This is a genomic window from Paenibacillus sp. S28, from assembly GCF_016624415.1.
Taxonomy (GTDB): Bacteria; Bacillota; Bacilli; order Paenibacillales; family Paenibacillaceae; genus Paenibacillus_AQ; species Paenibacillus_AQ favisporus.
In genome coordinates this window covers 241,110-258,469 of record NZ_JACVTM010000005.1, presented here as the reverse complement: position 1 = coordinate 258,469, position 17,360 = coordinate 241,110, and the positions used below count along the sequence as shown (strand labels likewise).

20 protein-coding genes and 1 pseudogene are annotated in these 17,360 nt (G+C 53.6%); 3 read left to right on the top strand and 18 right to left on the bottom strand.

Annotated elements, in window-relative coordinates; genetic code table 11:
• Nucleotides 1-23: 23 nt before the first annotated feature.
• Nucleotides 24-443, bottom strand: coding sequence for a VOC family protein (locus IAE55_RS14805; protein ID WP_076172780.1), 420 nt, complete (start codon nt 441-443; stop codon nt 24-26).
• Nucleotides 444-508: 65 nt separating this feature from the next.
• Here IAE55_RS14805 and IAE55_RS14800 point away from each other — a divergent pair, with 65 nt between their 5' ends.
• Nucleotides 509-925 carry a GNAT family N-acetyltransferase gene (locus tag IAE55_RS14800; RefSeq protein WP_105445729.1) on the top strand — a complete coding sequence of 139 codons (417 nt, stop codon included), beginning with the start codon at nt 509-511 and terminating at the stop codon, nt 923-925.
• 89 nt (nt 926-1,014) lie between these two features.
• Here the strand turns inward: IAE55_RS14800 and IAE55_RS14795 are convergent, their stop codons facing one another.
• Complete coding sequence (locus IAE55_RS14795) at nt 1,015-1,524, bottom strand: NUDIX domain-containing protein (RefSeq protein ID WP_260986906.1); 510 nt, start codon at nt 1,522-1,524, stop codon at nt 1,015-1,017.
• A gap of 146 nt (nt 1,525-1,670) precedes the next feature.
• Here IAE55_RS14795 and IAE55_RS14790 point away from each other — a divergent pair, with 146 nt between their 5' ends.
• Nucleotides 1,671-2,165, top strand: coding sequence for a hypothetical protein (locus tag IAE55_RS14790; protein ID WP_146116493.1), 495 nt, complete (start codon nt 1,671-1,673; stop codon nt 2,163-2,165).
• On the opposite strand, the pseudogene IAE55_RS14785 reads toward IAE55_RS14790, so the two are convergent.
• The 9 genes and pseudogenes from IAE55_RS14785 to IAE55_RS14745 all read right to left on the bottom strand — a co-directional run.
• Nucleotides 2,162-2,407 (bottom strand): annotated as a pseudogene (locus IAE55_RS14785) (GNAT family N-acetyltransferase); the annotation flags it as partial. The gene IAE55_RS14790 and the pseudogene IAE55_RS14785 sit on opposite strands and share 4 nt — an antisense overlap.
• An 87-nt stretch (nt 2,408-2,494) precedes the next feature.
• On the bottom strand, nt 2,495-3,472 hold the full coding sequence (locus IAE55_RS14780) for a potassium channel family protein (protein ID WP_325168643.1): 978 nt from the start codon (nt 3,470-3,472) through the stop codon (nt 2,495-2,497).
• Between the two features lie 81 nt (nt 3,473-3,553).
• Nucleotides 3,554-3,943 (bottom strand): DUF350 domain-containing protein, encoded by a 390-nt coding sequence (locus tag IAE55_RS14775; protein WP_105445732.1) that lies wholly within the window; start codon nt 3,941-3,943, stop codon nt 3,554-3,556.
• Complete coding sequence (locus tag IAE55_RS14770; protein ID WP_105445733.1) at nt 3,943-4,578, bottom strand: hypothetical protein; 636 nt, start codon at nt 4,576-4,578, stop codon at nt 3,943-3,945. The genes IAE55_RS14775 and IAE55_RS14770 overlap by 1 nt, the downstream gene beginning before the upstream one ends.
• Complete coding sequence (locus tag IAE55_RS14765) at nt 4,579-5,772, bottom strand: glutathionylspermidine synthase family protein (RefSeq protein ID WP_200633131.1); 1,194 nt, start codon at nt 5,770-5,772, stop codon at nt 4,579-4,581. It lies immediately after the preceding gene.
• Nucleotides 5,769-6,464, bottom strand: a complete 696-nt coding sequence (locus IAE55_RS14760; protein ID WP_200633130.1) for a hypothetical protein — start codon at nt 6,462-6,464, stop codon at nt 5,769-5,771. Before IAE55_RS14760 ends, IAE55_RS14765 begins: the two co-directional genes overlap by 4 nt.
• Nucleotides 6,465-6,493: 29 nt before the next feature.
• Nucleotides 6,494-6,709 carry a hypothetical protein gene (locus tag IAE55_RS14755; protein ID WP_105445736.1) on the bottom strand — a complete coding sequence of 72 codons (216 nt, stop codon included), beginning with the start codon at nt 6,707-6,709 and terminating at the stop codon, nt 6,494-6,496.
• 472 nt (nt 6,710-7,181) lie between these two features.
• Nucleotides 7,182-8,039, bottom strand: coding sequence for a MurR/RpiR family transcriptional regulator (locus IAE55_RS14750; RefSeq protein ID WP_116232856.1), 858 nt, complete (start codon nt 8,037-8,039; stop codon nt 7,182-7,184).
• 594 nt (nt 8,040-8,633) lie between these two features.
• Nucleotides 8,634-9,299 (bottom strand): GntR family transcriptional regulator, encoded by a 666-nt coding sequence (locus tag IAE55_RS14745; protein WP_145026926.1) that lies wholly within the window; start codon nt 9,297-9,299, stop codon nt 8,634-8,636.
• Between the two features lie 172 nt (nt 9,300-9,471).
• Here IAE55_RS14745 and IAE55_RS14740 point away from each other — a divergent pair, with 172 nt between their 5' ends.
• Nucleotides 9,472-9,999, top strand: coding sequence for a YbhB/YbcL family Raf kinase inhibitor-like protein (locus tag IAE55_RS14740; RefSeq protein ID WP_145161442.1), 528 nt, complete (start codon nt 9,472-9,474; stop codon nt 9,997-9,999).
• 410 nt (nt 10,000-10,409) lie between these two features.
• Here the strand turns inward: IAE55_RS14740 and IAE55_RS14735 are convergent, their stop codons facing one another.
• From IAE55_RS14735 to IAE55_RS14705, 7 genes are all read right to left on the bottom strand, one after another.
• A complete protein-coding gene (locus tag IAE55_RS14735; RefSeq protein ID WP_200633129.1) occupies nt 10,410-11,153 on the bottom strand; it encodes a hypothetical protein in 744 nt (247 codons plus the stop codon).
• The gene (locus IAE55_RS14730; RefSeq protein ID WP_200633128.1) at nt 11,150-11,848 is read right to left on the bottom strand and encodes an ABC transporter ATP-binding protein; all 699 of its coding nucleotides are present in this window, start codon (nt 11,846-11,848) and stop codon (nt 11,150-11,152) included. The genes IAE55_RS14735 and IAE55_RS14730 overlap by 4 nt, the downstream gene beginning before the upstream one ends.
• Nucleotides 11,826-12,242: a GntR family transcriptional regulator gene (locus tag IAE55_RS14725; protein WP_076172765.1), complete on the bottom strand. Its 417-nt coding sequence runs from the start codon at nt 12,240-12,242 to the stop codon at nt 11,826-11,828. The genes IAE55_RS14730 and IAE55_RS14725 overlap by 23 nt, the downstream gene beginning before the upstream one ends.
• Nucleotides 12,243-12,285: 43 nt before the next feature.
• The gene (locus IAE55_RS14720; protein ID WP_145949096.1) at nt 12,286-13,041 is read right to left on the bottom strand and encodes an ABC transporter permease; all 756 of its coding nucleotides are present in this window, start codon (nt 13,039-13,041) and stop codon (nt 12,286-12,288) included.
• Entirely contained in the window at nt 13,034-14,011 is a 978-nt protein-coding gene (locus tag IAE55_RS14715; RefSeq protein WP_234489559.1) for an ABC transporter ATP-binding protein, read from the bottom strand. Before IAE55_RS14715 ends, IAE55_RS14720 begins: the two co-directional genes overlap by 8 nt.
• A gap of 285 nt (nt 14,012-14,296) precedes the next feature.
• On the bottom strand, nt 14,297-15,640 hold the full coding sequence (locus IAE55_RS14710; protein WP_145949097.1) for a glycoside hydrolase family 30 protein: 1,344 nt from the start codon (nt 15,638-15,640) through the stop codon (nt 14,297-14,299).
• Between the two features lie 46 nt (nt 15,641-15,686).
• A complete protein-coding gene (locus IAE55_RS14705; RefSeq protein ID WP_145161453.1) occupies nt 15,687-17,333 on the bottom strand; it encodes a sugar ABC transporter substrate-binding protein in 1,647 nt (548 codons plus the stop codon).
• Nucleotides 17,334-17,360 lie beyond the last annotated feature (27 nt).

Below are 17,360 nucleotides of genomic sequence, written 5' to 3'. Positions count from 1 at the left end.
TAACCGCTTTTTCCTTTTGTATTCTATAGGCCGCTAGTATTTTGCAGCACGATGCGCCAGCCGTCCGGGTCGCAGATGGTGATGCCGTTAACGTCCCAGTACGGGTTCTCTGCTTTGACGGCCGGGTAACCCATCGCCTGAAGACGCTGCGCGATGGCATTTCGCTTGTCGGCATCCGGTATGTAAAACACCAGTAGATTGTCCTCTGAAGGCGGCGGCACGGGAACCCCGTGTTCATGCTGCGTAAATTCAAGATGATAGGCGGAATCCGGCAAGCCGAACATCACGCCGTCATAGCCTTGATGCTGCTGAAATGAGCCGATGACCGGCAGTCCGAGCCCTTCATGGTAGAACTGTTTGATTTTCTCGATTTGGTGCGTCGGGCGCGCCACCCGGAACTGAACGGCCGGCATCTGCTCCGACCAGACAGGGTTGTTGTCCATGATTGACCTCCTATATAGTAAAGTCATACCAACTCATTTCATTTTCAGGAAAGAAGGTACACTCAATGATTATTTACCAGGACCATCTGCAGGGAATCACGGAGTCATCGGTTGCCCCCGGCTTTTTCGACGGCTGGCCCAACCCGCCCTCGCCCGCTGTGCTGATCCGGCTGCTTGCGAACTCCACCTTTATCATACTGGCTATCGATGCCGATACCAAGCGAATGATTGGCTTTATTAATTGTTTATCAGACAAAGTATTAACGGCCTACATTCCTTTGCTTGAAGTGATTCCGGATTATCAAGGCCGGGGGATCGGCAAGGAGCTGACGGCACGGATGCTGGAGAGGCTGAAGGGGCTGTATATGGTGGATCTGCTGTGCGATCCGGATGTTCAGGAGTTTTACGCCCGTTTGGGTATGAAAAAAGCGACGGGCATGCTGATGAGGAACTACGAGCATCAATCAGGGGCCGAGCAATAGGAATAGGCGGTCTCCGGGTCTTTCGAACTCTAGGGGGGAGGCGTTCCCAATGGACGACTTCTTCCTGATACAGGCGCGTTTACACGCCCTCATCGTTCCCCTCCCGATTCGCCAGGCTGCTTCAGCGCTTCCTCCAGCACCAGTCCCAATAAGGCATGATCAATGACATAACGAAACTCTTCAGGCTCCACCCAAATTCGGGCCAGGCACTCGTTTTCCCGGTTAAACGGCAGGCATTCCTCAATGTCCATCCGGTAAAACAGCTGGTAGCCGACCAGCGGATATTTGCCGTTCGGGTCAAAATGCTCGTTCTCCTCATGGCTCACTTCCATCATCCCGATGTACACGGCACGGCCGCGGACGCTGCCTTCCTCCAGCACCTCGCGGTGAAATGCCTCCTCCGGCGTCTCGCCCGGCTCGACATGCCCGCCGGGGATATCAAAACCGCGCCCGTCCACATGGACGGCCAGCACGTTGCCCCGCAGCATACAGATGCCGTGAACGCTGGTCACTTTGGCCGGATCCGGCATGTCCTTCGTTGGGATCCAGGTCAGCTTGACCGGCTGGCCGCCCCATTCTACGCGTATCGTTTGACTCACAGATATAATCCTCCTTCATTGCAGTGCACGATGCTTGCCGTCAGCCTCCGCTCATTTCCTCAATACAAAATGATGAGGGCAGCGGGCATTTGATTCTCTTTCCACACTGCCCAAAGTACCTTAATATGGGAATGAATACTTGGGAGGTGACTACTATTCCTCGTAAACCACTATTAATATTATTTCTCCGCCGCCGCGCCCTGATCCTGCCCTCCGCACTCCTGGCCATTGTTCTGCTGCTCACGACACTGCCGGGATGCGGCAGCCGAGAATCAGGAAGCACTGGTGCACACAAGACGGTGCAAACCGGCATCTCGCATTCCTGGGCTTTTTCGTTTATCCGCTGGGATAGCCGTCTGTATCGGCTGACCGAGCTGCACTCCGTCGAACTCGGCACCCGCCTCGGAACCGTAGAAACCTACGCCGATGTCGAAGGCCACGAATACCACGGAACCTATTCCAACGTATACGAGGTGGGAACCGGCATATTTTCCATCCAGGGAACGGCTCCTGATCAGGCTATTGCCGTCCAATCCATGGATGGGATCGATGTGCTGATCGAGTCTACGCTGAAGGATCCCCCCGATTCGCTGAAGCCGGCCGAAACCGCCGATCCAAGCGAGCCGGACTCTTCCCGCTAGTCTTCCGGATTGATGATGGCCAGCACCTGATGATCCTCCCACTTGCCGTTGATCAGCACATTGCTGCGGGCGACGCCTTCACGGTGAAAGCCCGCCTTTTCGAGCACGCGGATGGATCCCAGGTTGCGTGGCATAACGCCAGCTTCGATCCGGTGAAGCCTAAGTTCCGTAAAAGCATAGTCAACCATTAGCCGCACGGCTTCGGTCATATAGCCCTTCCCATTTTCGGTCCGGTCCAGAAAACCCTTATATCTAAAAAAACCGACAGCCCGCTCTTGCAGGCCATCGGTTTTTTCGGGAAATGATCTCTATCGACAAGTGCATTGGCTTTATTTCCCGGCAATCCGCCGGTACGTCGCCTCATCGGCAACCACATACAGCCTCGCATCGGCCGGGATCGGCTCGCTTAACCGCCGGTTGATCGACATGTCGTTCCGGTCGGCCAACAGGGTGGCGCCCTGTCCTAGCAGAGCCTGAAACGCTTCGCCATAGGTTTTCCAGGCCGGATTGCACGGAACTTCGTAGATATCGTCCCCGTGCTCGCGGCTGATCAGCTGGCTGATCACCGCCGAATTCCCCTCCTGCAGCGCAGCCCGCACCGCCAGGCTGGAGATCGCATCGTGGGACAGCACGAATTCGTTGACCTGGACAAACCGGAAGTTCTGAATGTGCTTCTCGTGCATGATTTCCACCGTCGTGTGCACCTCGGGCGAGATCCGTTCGATACTGGAGGCGATCAGCAGCGACTTGCCGTCGGTCAGCGATGTTTCCTCGATCCGGGTGTCGGCGAAAATAATAGCCGCCCGCGCCCGCTCAATTCCGGCCTTGATCAGCGTCTCCGCGGACGAAGGATCCCCGCTGACAAAATGCACCTGGTGCATCTGCAGAGCCGGATGGCGGTCCGTCTCATCGACGATGACGATCTGCGCCTTCGGGTCGTACGTGAGAATTTCGTCGATGGCGGACCTCGCCTTTCGGCTCCAATTGATTAAGATGACATGATTGCCTCCGTGAAAATTCAACGTTCCCGCCTCCCTCTGCCGCTGAATGCCCGCGATGGAATCGATGATTTTACCGATGACCAAGCTGAGCAGCCCGATACCGAAGATGTATAAAAACAGCGTAAATATTTTACCGGCTACCGTAGCAGCAAAGAAGTCGCCGTACCCGACCGTGGCCATCGTCGTCATGACCCAGTACAGGGCATTAAACCAGCTGTGAAAGGTAGACGGCTCGAGCAGATAGGCGATCGTTGCGCTCACCGTTACAAAAATAACAATAATCAGGCCAATCGTCGTTTTGCGCATCCGCATCATCCGGGCGGATAGCCGGAGGAAAAAATGCAGCGGTCTCACCCTCTCTTCAGCATGGCAGCTTGATCTACAGCTTTATACAATCAGGCTGCTGATGGCAAAAGCCATGCCGACGAACACCATGGACAAGAGGACGGCAACGGCCGTATTTCCCTTTTGCAGCTGCTCGGAAATTTTAAAGCCAGGGGTCACCAGCTCGAAAATCCAGTATACGGCGATCAGGCACACGTACCCGACGGCAAACCACATGGCCAAAAACCAAATGGACGTGTTCGTATAAGCCGCCACGCCGAGAATGATGGCCGTCCCCAAAAATTTGCCCCCAAGCGCGATGCCGACGGCCGTATTGCCTTTCTTCAGCTCTTCCATGTCCTTGAACGGCGTCATCCAGCTGAAGATCACCATCCCGAGCAGCTGCAGGATGATGATGACGATGACACTGACAACAATATTAACGACGACCATTAACTGGCCCACCCCCTGAATTTTGCGTATGCCGAATCGTAATCGGCGAAATCATGAACTTCCTCGAGTTTGACGGAAACTTTCTTCTTCTTCTCCAGTTCCTTGTAACGCGCATCGTCGATCGGCTGCTTGATCCGGTTGCCGGAAGGCAGCTCCACGACCGCAAAGTCCCGCGTCTGATCCTTGTATTTTGTTTGGTATACGCCGACCAGGTCGACTTCGGTCGTCACGTTAACTTTCAGATTGGCCAAGTCCTTCTTGGCCTCCTCCTGCGTCTTGAACGTCTTGATCGTGTCCCAGGAGGACAGGCGGACGTCGGTCTTCTGGTTGGCACCGGTCGTCATCTCGGCGTCCATGTACTGCAAAGACCAAATTTTGTCCCCCGTAGCATAGTTGCCGTCGTTAGGCATCAGCTCGTTGTCCGGAAGGACCGTCATGTCGCTGCCGATGAGATCGCCGACCGTTCCTTCGACAATCCGGTAATCCCAAGGAACCCGGGATACGTTCGTATCCTCCGACGTCGACACACTTGTATCGAATACGGAGGGTTCATTCGAGGAGCATGCGCTCAGCAGGAGCGCCGCCAGCAGGAACAGTCCCAGACCCGTCCGGAAGAACTTGTGGTAGGTCTTCATTTATTTCACTCCCATCGCGATAAAATGGCTCGTATTCCCCGTAATCAATCCGCCCGCTCTTCCAAGCAGCCCGCACGGCTGTCCGTTGATCACGAACATACCGGTCAGCAGGTGCCGCGGCCCTGCGGCGGTCTCAATCCGCGGGAGCTCCGCCCGCAGCTGATAGACGGAAGGGAACAGGACGCTCGTGTCGAATCCGGCCTCGTCCTGGATATCCATCTCTCCTTGTTCGTTAAACATCCGCACCGACCCGCCCTCGCGGCCGAACATCGATTTGGACACATAACTTCCTGAGAACACGGGCTTATTGTAGGTTGGCAAAATATATTTCTCTACCGTCTCCTGCTCCCGCTCGTCAAACAGGAGGCCCAGCTCATACAGGCCCCATGCCGCCGCCAGCAGTCCTTTGGACTGCAGCAGGATGCTGTGTGGTCCGTTAAAAAGCGCAAGCCTGCCGGTCTCGATCGCATAGGCAAGCGCGTCCCCGCCGTCGTCGACGGCCATCCACTCCTTCGGGTACAGCGCGAACATCCGCTTGATTTCCCGGCCCGTCGCGTCCTTGACGATCCCCTCGTCGATCCACAGATCGAGGCAGTCGACGCAGGTCATGGGAAGGCCGCTGTGCTTCACCAGCGCCTCGATCGTTCCCGAGTCCTCGAGGTGGCTGCCGTAGGCGACGCAGGCGGCGGTATCCGGGCGCTCCACGGCCCAGGCTGCCTTCACGAGCTCCTTCATCCGCCCGTTCGGCGTCGGAATTCCCGCTTCGCCGCACAGCCAGGGGGTCGCGATCGACGCTTCCACATAGCCGGTCGGCGTATCGGCGTTCAGCTCATACAGCTTGATGCTTCCGTCATGGCCGACCGCGTAATCGAACCGGGCGTAGCGGCTGATCAGACCTTGCCCTGGAATCGGACAGTCGTCCAGCATATCCCACAAAATCTGCGGAATGCCGATCAGCTCATACAGGTCGCGGCGCTTGTGCACATAGCGGACCGTCTTGTCGAGCACGCCCCACAGCCTCGAGGAGGCCTCCTCGAGTTCGCGGTACGTCTCCCCGTTCATGACGACGATCTGGTCCAGCCAGTACTCCTCGTCCTCCAGATCGGCCCAGGCAAAGCCCAGCTGCCGCAGCTGCTCGACCCGTTCCGCGCGTTCGCCGGTTCCCGGGGCAAGCACCTCAAATACGCTGCTCATCCGCCAAAACCGCCGCTTCTGGAGCTGGAGTGGGAGCTCGAAGAGGAGCTGAATCCGCTTGACTTGCCGCCGATGCTGCCGGACGAAGACGACGTTCCTCTCCGGGTGATCGACCCGGTCGAAGTCGACGTCTTCGGGCGCACCGTCGAGCCGACGACCGGCTTGTTCTGGAACGTGCCGCTGGTATAGGACCGCGGCTTATACGTTTGGCTGGTGCCGGTGTAGTACGTCGGCCGGCCGTTGTAATAGTTGGTGGTAGAATAGCTGGATCCGCTGTTGAACAGCATGTGGTACAGCAGCAGGTCATCCCAGCCGAATCCGGAATGAGCCGAGCCGTAATTGTTAATGACGGTCGTTCCGCCGCCCGACGATCCAGAACCTGTCGACGCCGATTGCCCCTCCTTGCCTTCCTCCGGCTGCTCCTTAAGCGGAATGTTCCAGTCCGCGTTTTTATCAAAATACTGTTTTACTTCCTCTGTCGACCAGGAGACCAGGATCGGTTCATCCGCCGCGGTCTGGTCACCTGATGTATTGGCCGACGCTCCGGCCGCTGTCGCTCCCGGGATCAGAAAGGCATTGGCCAGCAGCGCTACGCCCAGGGACGTGGACAATACCCGGGCTGCCTTCCCTTCAACCGGAAAACGTCTTGATCCGGATTCGTCGCTCCGCTTCGCCTTTTCTTCGTTTGCCATGATCGCATCTCCTTTCACCGAGTTCCCTGTTACTCGTTTCGTATCTGCACCAGCAAAAGCTCAAGCTTGCCGGTATCGACATTCAGCCTTCCCTCAATCGTTTCGTATTCCTTGCCGTCGACGACGATATAGTTGACATGCTCCAGCGCAGCCACCATATTCATGCCCCATCTGCGCTCTTCCATCGTCCGCAGGCTGCCGTTTGACATCTTTTCGACCAAAATGACATCCATCTCATTTCCCATTTTCGTTACACCCCTTATTTCATTGCTTTGTACTTTACAGCATTTTTTTACGTCGGATCTTCCAGCCGGTTCCAAACGATTTTCACTTCCGACTATGAAAGGATGTACATATCCTCCCAAAACGCTCTCCATTCAAGCCTTGATGGCATTTTGTCAAATTTAAGTATAAATTGTCTGCTGCTGGAGGGAAACCAAAAGTTTGGGGTTTTTCCTGTTTTCCGAATCTTACCTGCAGAAACGATTGGAGATATCGCAGTACGGTCAAATGATTCAGGGCATCGAACACAACACTCGCGGTGAAAAGAGAAGTCCTTAACGAGTCTTGTGGCCTACGATAAAAGGCTGCCCCGGATTAAACGGAGCAGCCTTTTGCTGCAGCGTTACTCATATACGTATTAGCCTGTCCTCGCGGGTGCGGATGCGGTCAAGCGCGGAATGGTACGCTTCAACCCGGGCCACAGCTTCCCTGAGCTCAGCCTCCCTTTTGCTTCGTCTTGTTGATCATCGCGCGGCTCTTCTCCAGGTAGTCCACCGACTGGTCATAGCTGCGGCTGGCGACGCCCAGGTACAGCATGTCGATAATGTTCAGCTGTGTGATCCGGGAGGCGGTCGCCCCGCTGCGGATATCGTTTTCGGTCGATGATGTGTACAGCTGGATGTCGGCAATCTCGCTCAACGGCGAGTTTCCGTATTTCGTAATGCAGATCGTTACCGCCCCCGCCTCCTTGGCAGCTTTCATGCCGGAGATGACATAGTCCGTTTTGCCGGAATACGAAATGCCGACGGCGGCATCCCGCTCCGTGAGCAGCACCGAAGAGGTCAGCTGCAGATGCGGGTCGGCAAACGAAAAGCTTGGCTTGTTGATCCGCAGAAACTTGTGCTGTGCATCCTGGGCAATGAGATTCGAGGCGCCGATCCCGAAGAAAAAAATCCGCTCCGCCCGGCCGAGCGCCTCGATCGCCCGTTCAACCATGTGCTTGTCCAGCACCTTAACCGTGTTGCGGATCGACTGAATATTGTTATTCGTCACATTATGAATAATGGCATCCACCGAGTCATGCGGGCGGATCTCCTGATACCCTCCGGGCTCCTCCTGGCCTTCCTGCAGATCGCCCGCCACCTTGAGCATCAGCTCCTGGTAGCTCTTAAATCCGGCCGATTTGCACAATCTGACGACGGCGGCCTGGCTCCCCCCGCTCCGGCGGGACAACTCGGCGATCGAAAGCCCGATCATCTCGCCCGGGTGCTGCAGAATAAAATCGGCTACCTTGCGCTCCGATGGTGTAATGTCATCCAGAATTTCCCGCAGTCGGACTATTCCTCCGTTCATGTCATTCCTCACTTTCGCTGGCTCGAAAATATGGATCCGTTATGATCCGCTGACCTTCACAAAACTGGAAAATGTTCACAGACCTTATCCCTCTATTTTAAAGGAATCATACTCCCGAGATAAAGTGATTTTTTAAAGATATCCGCACACATCCGAGGTTCCTCCATCTCCGAAATCCGGCCTGGTTGTCGCCCGATGAGTCTGATGGTAGAATACACCTGATTTTACCAGTATGGTTTGGAACGAGCTGAGCCAAGAGAAAGGTGAGATGAGCTGAGATGAGTGTAGACATTTTACGTGCCCATGAGGCGGACGCGTAGGAAATCCTGCAGCAGCAGAAGCTGGTCTATACCCGTGAGGCCGAGCTGTACGGCAACTACGCGATTGAGCCCCTGACGCAGACTTTGGAAGATATCCGGAAGCAGTTTGGAGACTATGTGTTCATTAAATTTCCGGCCGCTTAAGCAGGACCCTATAAGCCGTTGGGAATTTTGAGTCATGAGATTTCATTATAAAAGGAGCCGTTTGCCATAGCGCAGACTGCTCCTTTTTTTGATTTCAGAAAGGATATGTGGCGGTTTGAAGGGTATCCGCTTATCGATGGTCAAACAGGATATCCGCAGTGAGTTGGATGTGCGCCTTAAAAATCTCGACGGCACGATCGCCGTCACGGCTTACTACGGCATCCGCTAATGCCTTATGTTCGGCGCGGCCATCACGAACGGACTGCTGCGGGGGTGAATAATGCCGATAAAATTCGCTTAAATCCCACAAGCGTCTGCAAATATCCAGAAGCACCGGATTGGGACATGCAGCGATAAGTTCGTAATGAAATTGACGGTGAATGTCGGACCACTCTTCGCGAACGACGAGCTTTGGATGACCATCCTCGTACTCGGGTGTTTGCGATAGTTTATGGTGAACAGCGATGACATTGGATTCCCATGTGAGATCGCCGTGAGCGATGGACAGGCGTAAGGCTGCGGATTCATTGATCGACCGCGCTTCTATGATGCTTTTCAGTTCTTCTTCCGACGCCGTCTTCACGGAAAATCCGTGATTCGGGTTCTGTATGACGAGGCCTTGGGTCGCTAAACGGGTTAGCGCTTCCCGAACGACGGCAACCGAGACTTCGAAACCTTTGGCTAATTCCGAAACGGTTAATGGAGCGCCCGGTTCATATTGTCCGTCCAAAATATCATACCTCAGTTTTTTTGTGACATTTTCACTTAAAGTGGACGAACCGTTTCTTTTGGCCATGAAGCCGACACCATCCTTTATGCATATCGGGATTGTACACGTTTAAATAATTTACACCGAAACCTACAAAAAAACAAGAAATAAATCGATAATACATATACAAAACGATTTTTATTTACAGAATCGATTCTTATGTATATAATCGACTCATACAAAAAAGGAGGAGTTTACAATGAACAACAACCCATTTGCCAAATTGCCGGAAGTTGAAGCCTTTCGGTTAACGAGTAATGATATTGCGGAGGGCCTTCCCCTGCCTCCTCAGCACTACGCGTCTGGAGTGGAGGGCGGTAAAGATCTTTCGCCCCATTTGAAATGGTCCGGTGCGCCCGAAGGAACGAAGAGTTACGCCGTAACCGCATATGACCCGGATGCCCCGACCGGATCGGGCTTCTGGCACTGGGCCGTCATCAACATCCCTGCCAATGTCACCGAGCTGCCGACTGGCGCAGGCGACGAACATGGCAGCGGTTTGCCGCAAGGCGCCCTTCAGCTGCCGAACGATGCCCGGCTCGAACGCTTTATCGGTGCGGCGCCTCCAGCGGGACATGGTCCGCATCGGTATTATTTTGTCGTTCATGCGCTGGATGTCGAGGATATCGGCGTTGATCGCAGCGCCACGCCGGCTGTCTTAGGATTCACCATGCTGGGTCATACGCTGGGGAGAGCCGTGCTCGTGGCTACAGGGGAAAGCAAGTAACCCAAACCGTTTGTCGATGGAATGAAAAAAGAGTTCGTTTGCGTTGTTGCCGGTATTGAGCATCGAGGCAGGAACCGCACGACAAATGCACCAAGCGAAGCCGAGTTAAGTACGGAGGTGGCTGTGAGATTGAACGATCCAATTCATCAAAGCATATGCCCCCTGTGCCATCAGCCAATTAAAGATCTGAAGCACACGATCATATGCGGCTGTGGGAGCAAAATTAAAAACACCCTCAAATTCAAATAACCCAGTAAGCAAAAAAGTACCCGTACACTAAACACTTTTTGAAGTGTCAGTGTACGGGTACCTTTTCAGTTCCCTAACCTTTTTTTCTATAGCAAACGGCGGCACGGTTTACCCCTGCGTCCGGTCTTCAACCTAATGCCGCTCCAGGCCAACCCTTTTCCTTATCTCGCTTCAATCTTTTTCTCTATACACCATTTGATCACGTACAAAAAAGCTACGCATAACAGCCCTTCAAACACGATGGAGCCCCAGGTTTGCCAGGCAGACAGGAGACCCGGCAGCTCCCGGGCCAGCACGCCGGACTGAGAGCTCCACTCCAGATCCACGCTTCCGAACAACGCGGACGAATCCTGGCCGAACAGAAAGTCTTCAACATAAGACAGGACGATGGTCAGGACGATAAAAATCAGCAGTCCGACCCAAAACACGCCTTTGGTTACCAGGCTGCGCGCCAAGGCGATCGTCATATAAAAGGTCAAAAAGCCGTATACGAGCAGAAACAGATATTCTACAACGATCAGCACGATGGCCCAGACCGGTATCTGGCCGGCCCAGCTGAATCCGCCCCCAAGGTTGACCACCATATAGGCAGTGAATGCCGCTCCAATTACGATCAGCACCAGCGAGTTCAGCAGCCCGTACAGCAGGGAAGCTCCCACATAAGACAAAGCACCTACCGGAACGAGCCGGCGGCTGACCGTAGTGATGTTGTAGTCAAACACACGGAGGCTGGAAATGAAGTAAATCACCGCGACTGCGCCGAAGAACAGAACCGAGAGGACAATTTTGACTTCATCCGTGGCCCTGGACCAGAGGAGGACGAACTCGCACAGGAGGAGAATCGCCATCCCGCCAAGGAGCAGCGTCGCGTTGCGCTTTAAATCGTATTTTAACAGCTTGATCATTCGCCAAACACCTCTTTAAACAGATCGTCAATGCCTTTTCCACGGTTGATGCGGATGCTCTCGACTTCCTCGTGCAGGACGATGACGCCGTCTTGGATAAACATGACTTCATCAAAAATCCGCTCCATATCGCGCACCAGATGCGTGCTGACAATCAGGCTGCTGTCTTCACTGTAGAATCGGACGATCGCGTCCAGAATTTTACCCCGGGCCACCGGATCCACGCCGCCGATCGGCTCGTCGAGCAGATACAGGTTCACTTGGCGGGAGAGGGCCAGCGTCAGCTGCAGCCGTTCGCCCATGCCCTTGGAAAGGGAGCTGACCCGGTCGTTCTCCTTCAAATTCATAAAGTCGAGCATTTCGCGCGCCTTTTCCAAGTCGAAATCATCATAGAAATCCCGGTAAAAAGCAACCGCATCCTTCACCCGCATCCAGCTCTCCGTCAGCGGAAGGTCCGGCATATAAGAGATCAGGCTGCGCGTCTCCTTGCCCACCGGCTTGCCCAGCACGGAAATGCTTCCCGCGGAAGGCGGCGTCAGCCCGGCGGCGATCCGCATCAGCGTGCTCTTCCCGCTGCCGTTCGACCCGAGCAGGCCGACGATCCGTCCCGGTCCGATGCGCAGTGACACGCTGTTCAGAGCCAGCTTGCCTCCGTATTTCTTGGATACGCCGTCAACTTTGAGCAGTGTTTCCACCCTTAGCCCCCTCCTTTACGCCTTGCTTTCGGTCCTCCGCGACCGCCTCGCTTACGATGGAGACGATGTCTTGATTTTTGAACCCCAGCTCCTGCATGCCATGGATAAACTGGTGAAGCAATTCGCCCGCCATTTCCTTTTTAATCGCCATAATCTTCGATTCCTCGCTTGTCACATATCTTCCCAGCCCGCGCCGGGTCTCTACGACTTCCTCGCGTTCCAGCTCCTGAAACGTGCGCTGGATCGTGTTCGGGTTGATCTGCAGATCGGCCGCCAGTTCCCTTACGGAAGGGATTTTATCGCCCGGCTGCAGAATGCCCGAGACAATTTGTCTCTTAATATGGTTCATGATTTGCAGATAGATCGGCAAATTGTTGTCGAATTCAATACTCACTTCAGGACAGACTCCTTTCGCCGTCAGCTTACGTTCCCGCGCATCAGGCTATATCACGTTTCTTAAACGTAACAAAGCTGGCGACAAGAAACAAGACGAGATATGCCGCCAGAACGGCGATGGAAAAGCCCAGGCTCATCCCCTGAATCGGTGCGTGTCCGCCCTGACTGTACACCGACAGGTCTGCGTTAGGGAACAGCACGTATTTATAGAAGCTTTTCGGAATAACGATTCCGCTGAACATCACCGAGGCCATACCTACGCCCATCGCGGCACCCGTCGACCGGGTCAGCACCCCCATCATAAAGGCCAGCGTCATGAAAATGATGCTGTACACCAGCGTGCTGCCTCCGGCCACCAGCACATCCCGCCAGCCGGCTTCCCCTGCATCCGTGCCGAAGAAGAACGCGCCCGCTGCGAAGCTCAGCACCGTCAGCCATACGGCCAGCGACAGTGTAAACAGGACGGCCGCCGTGTACTTGGATGCCAGAACTGCGGACCGGCTCTGCCCGCGGATCAGCAGGAACTTGATCGTCCCTTGGCCGTGCTCCCCGGATACGATGCCGGCCGTGAAGATGATCGCCAGCATGGCCGTCATTTGGCCAAATCCGCTCATTCCCGCCATCAACACCGTATAATCCAGGGCGCTCGCCCCTGTCATCATCTCGCCACCCCAACGCTTGAGAATCCAGCCCAGGGCGATCGCGGCCACCGCAGCGATGGCGTAAGGAATGAAGAAGCTGCGCTTCTTGGCCATCTTGAGCCATTCGTTGACCACCAGCAAAGAAAAACTACGCAATTTGGTTTCCTCCCGTCCATTTCAGGAATTCGTCTTCTAGAGACTGCTTGAGCTCGGTAATGAGGTAAATCGGGATCCGGCCGGTGCCCAGCCGCTCCACTACCCCCGGAATGTCCTTGTACTGCAAGGAAAGTATCAGCTCGCTTTGTTCCGGATTCACCGCCAGTACCTCGGCCAGATCCAGCCCTTCGAGCAGTCTCTTCGCCTCTTCGAGGCGGCCGACGCGGAACATGACGCGCATCGCTTCCTGCTGCCCCGGCTGCTCCGCTTCCCCGCTGCCTCCGCCAATGGAGCGGACGGTCACCAGCTTGCCGTCTTGAATGACGACGACCCGGCTGCAGAGCTGCTCCATTTCAAGCAGGAGGTGACTCGACACCAGAATGGAGATGCCTTCTTCGCGGGCGATATTTTTGAGATAGTCGCGCATCTCCCGGATGCCCGCCGGATCCAGGCCGTTCGTCGGCTCATCCAGAATCAGGACCGACGGCTCATGCAGCAGCGCCTGGGCGATACCGAGCCGCTGGCGCATGCCGAGCGAGTAGGCTTTCACTTTCTTCTTCATGGCCTGCTCCAGCCCTACGAGCCGGACAACCTCGTCGATCCGCTCCCGGCTGATCCATGGATTCATCCGCTGATACTGCTTCAAATTATCGTATCCGGTCATATACGGGTAGAACTCCGGGTTTTCGATAATCGCCCCGATATGGCGGATCGCCTGCTTCCAGTCGCGGCGGATGCTGCTCCCGCGGACCAGCACATCTCCTTCCGTCATCCCGATCAATCCGGCGATCATGCGGATGGTTGTCGTCTTGCCCGCACCGTTGGGCCCCAACAGGCCTACCACCTCGCCTTTATGCACATCAAAAGAAAGCTGGCTGACGATCCACTTGCTTCCGATCCGTTTCGATACCCCTTGGAGTGAAAGAACCGGCGCATCGGCATCCGCCTGCATATTTGTTCGATGGTTCATGCTCACAACTCCCTTGTATTAGTGTTATAGTTGGATAGTACACTAGAACATTGAGATTGTAAAGCCCAATCATTTGTTTTCGGAGTGAATTTTCTCTGTGTCACTCCGACCAAGCCGCGCAGTTTGTAGGAAAATTTGAGAAGAAAAAAATCGGCGACCACTCTCCGGTTGAATACCGGGAAGCGATCGCCGTGCAGTGTAATCCTTTTATATACTTTTCAATCGGCGCAGGCCGTTTTCTCATGTAACAAGCTGGTTTTTATTATTAAACGGCCCATCTACTAGTTACGCTTCAAACATTACCGTTAAAGCGCTCTTGGGCGGCATCTCAAGCTGCAATGCCTCTTTTCCGTACAGCTGAACAGCTACACTCTCCGATGCTTCGCTGTCGTTAAACATAACGGCTGCAATAGAGCCATCCGTATTTTTAAAGGCAACCGAGCGGATCAGATCATTGCTGGTCGAAGCAATACGACGCGCTTTCGGACGGATCCCCTTGCTGAAATGCGCCAGCGCATAGTAGTCCAGCGTATAGGTTAGTTCCTTCGTCTGTTGATTCACGGTCACAATACCGCGACAGGTGCTTGTACCAAAGCCGGGTACGGTAGGGCCGTTCTTCTCATCCAGTGCCATATTCCACAAGACGTAAGACTTGCTATGATTGCGGAGAATCTCGATACCTGTTCGCATGACATTCGAGAAGGCTTGCTCAAACGGCGGAATCCACTCCCCGCCTGACCCTTCCGTGAAATGAACCTCTTTATCAGGGAAAGCTTCGAATACGTCCGATTGAGCTGACGGCTTACCGCCGTACCAGTGCCAAGCGACACCATCCACCGCATCGCCGGCCTGCTCAAGCACCGTCAGCGGGTAGTCGGGTTTATCCCAATTGTGATCATAGCAGAGAATTTTCGTATCGATATGATTCTTCACGAATTGCGGCTTCAGGTGATTCTTAATAAAATCACTTTGTGCCTCAGGCAGCATGATCATGCCGGGATAGTGACCTGGTGAATACAAGGCCTCATTTTGTGGTGTAACCGCATAGATAGGCAGACCTTTTGATGCATACTCCTGAATATAACGGACGAAATAATTGGCATAAACCGAATAGCACTCTTGCTTCAGCTCCCCGCCGATCATCGATCCGCTAGTCTTCATCCAGCCTGGCGGACTCCAAGGCGAACCCATCAGCTTCATATCCGGATTCAATCGCAGCGCTTCCTGCAGGAGTGGAATAATATCATCCTCATCGTGTGCAATGGAAAACTGCTTCAGCTCCATATCGGACTGGCCTTCCGGCAGATCATTATAACTGTAGAAGTCACGTGCATAATCAGATGCGCCCATGGGCTGGCGCAGTACCGACAAACCAATCCCTTCGTTCGGATCGAACAATTGGGTCATAAGCTCCGAACGCTGCTCGGCCCCTAGTACTTGATGAATCAGATAAGCCGCAGAATCCGTGAAGGACGCGCCAAAGCCATCCATCTCCTGATACGTCTGCTCCTCATCGATAACAACCGTATTCAGCGGTGCAGTGGGAGATACAGGCGAAAGCTCCTCCTTGGTTTTCTTAATGAATAATTCCTCTTCCCCATTCGACTGGTAGATTGTCATGTTCAGCATGTTGTTCCCTCCAGATTTCTATATATCGTTTCCTATCCGTGAACGCTTATTTCAGCCCAAGCTTTTCTTTGTTCGCTTTCATCTTCTCATTGCGAACTTCTACGATTTTGTCCCAATTGTTACTGTCCAGGAACTTTTTGTATTCATTCAAGAGGCTATCGAACGCAGCATCATCCTTCGAACGAATCATACTGATGAGTGTTGAGTTCCATTTGGTATTGATTGCGGTCAAAGAACGCGCTTCCGGTGTGCCTTGGTCAGGGTTGATATTTTCCAGAATAAAGTGTGGTACCAGCTTTCCTTTACCCCATTCCTGCATTTGCTTGATGGCATCCGGGAATGCGTCACCACTGAGCGCTTTATGGCGGTCATGGCCAAAGAACATGAATTCGCCCATGCGGTAATCCTTTTTAAAAGAATCCGGGTTGTTCAACTGAAGCTCCTTCACAGCAGGCAGGAACTCGACCTTTCCATCCGCGTTCACTTTATAGGTCTCGCCTTCAATACCATAGTTCATCAGCATTTGTCCTTCTTCGCTTAACAAGTAGGTGAAGAGCTGAATCGATTTAGCGGGATCCACATTATTTTTCGTAATAAAGCTGATCATCCAGCCTGTGATCCCGGATTGGTTCAGTGTCGGTGTATGCCCGACCGTGCTTTGGGGTCCGTCAATCGCGATATACTCTTTGCCTTTATTATTACTGTAGAAGCTTTGCAGGTTGCCGCCCTGCTGCGGTGTTCCATCCAGCAAAATGGTTGCATATTTGCCGGCCTTGACCTTTTCTTCAAAAGCTGTTCCGTCATCGGCAAAGCTGTCATCGCTGATCGCCCCGGCTCTGTATACGGAATTAAGCGTCTTTACCCAAGTTAAATAGTCTTCATCGAGGTTACGGTTATAGAATCCACCATTCTTGTCTTCCAGCGGCACGCCGATGAAGTCCTGAAGCGTATCGCCAAGCGATCCTGTTCCTTCACCAATGGAGTTGAACCCGAATGGAATCAGGTCAGGGAATTTATTCTTGATATCCTGGAGGACAGCCTGAAATTGTTCTGGTGTGCCCATGACCGGCTTACCCAGGGCTTCGTAAACATCCTTACGGATGATAAATGCCGTTTTCGCAGGAATATTGCCGCTGTCATAGTCCTTTTGTGTATTGGAATAGTTCGGATATCCGTAGGTTTTGCCGTCCTTGAGCTGGAACCAGTTGAGCGTGTCTTGTGCAGCAACTTTATTGAAGTAGGGATCATATTTCTCAGCCAGATCATTTAACGGCAGCGCCCAAGTAGCCGCTTTTTGTACCACCGGGGAGTTGGAGTCAAACGTTGTGATCAAATCCGGCATTTCCCCGCCGGCAAAAAACGTGTTCAATTTGGTATCGTCACCCGTGATGAACTTGATATTGATATTCAGATCTTCCTTGATTTTCTTGGTGACAACGTCCTTGCCGAAATCCGTATTCCACCAATCCGCATTTACATACCAAGTCAGGTTGGTTACCTCTTCTTTTTTATCCAGCTTCCAGGCCGGAGTCTCGGCATCCGGTGTATAACGGTCTTCGATCGAAACCCAATTCTCCTTCTTTGAGCCGGACTTGCCGCCCGATCCGCTGCAGCCACTTACAACCAATACAACACTCATCAATACAGTAAACAGTGTGAGTCCTTTATTTCCAAAAGCTTTGTTCGTAAACATCCTGTACCCTCCCTTTTAATTAAAGCG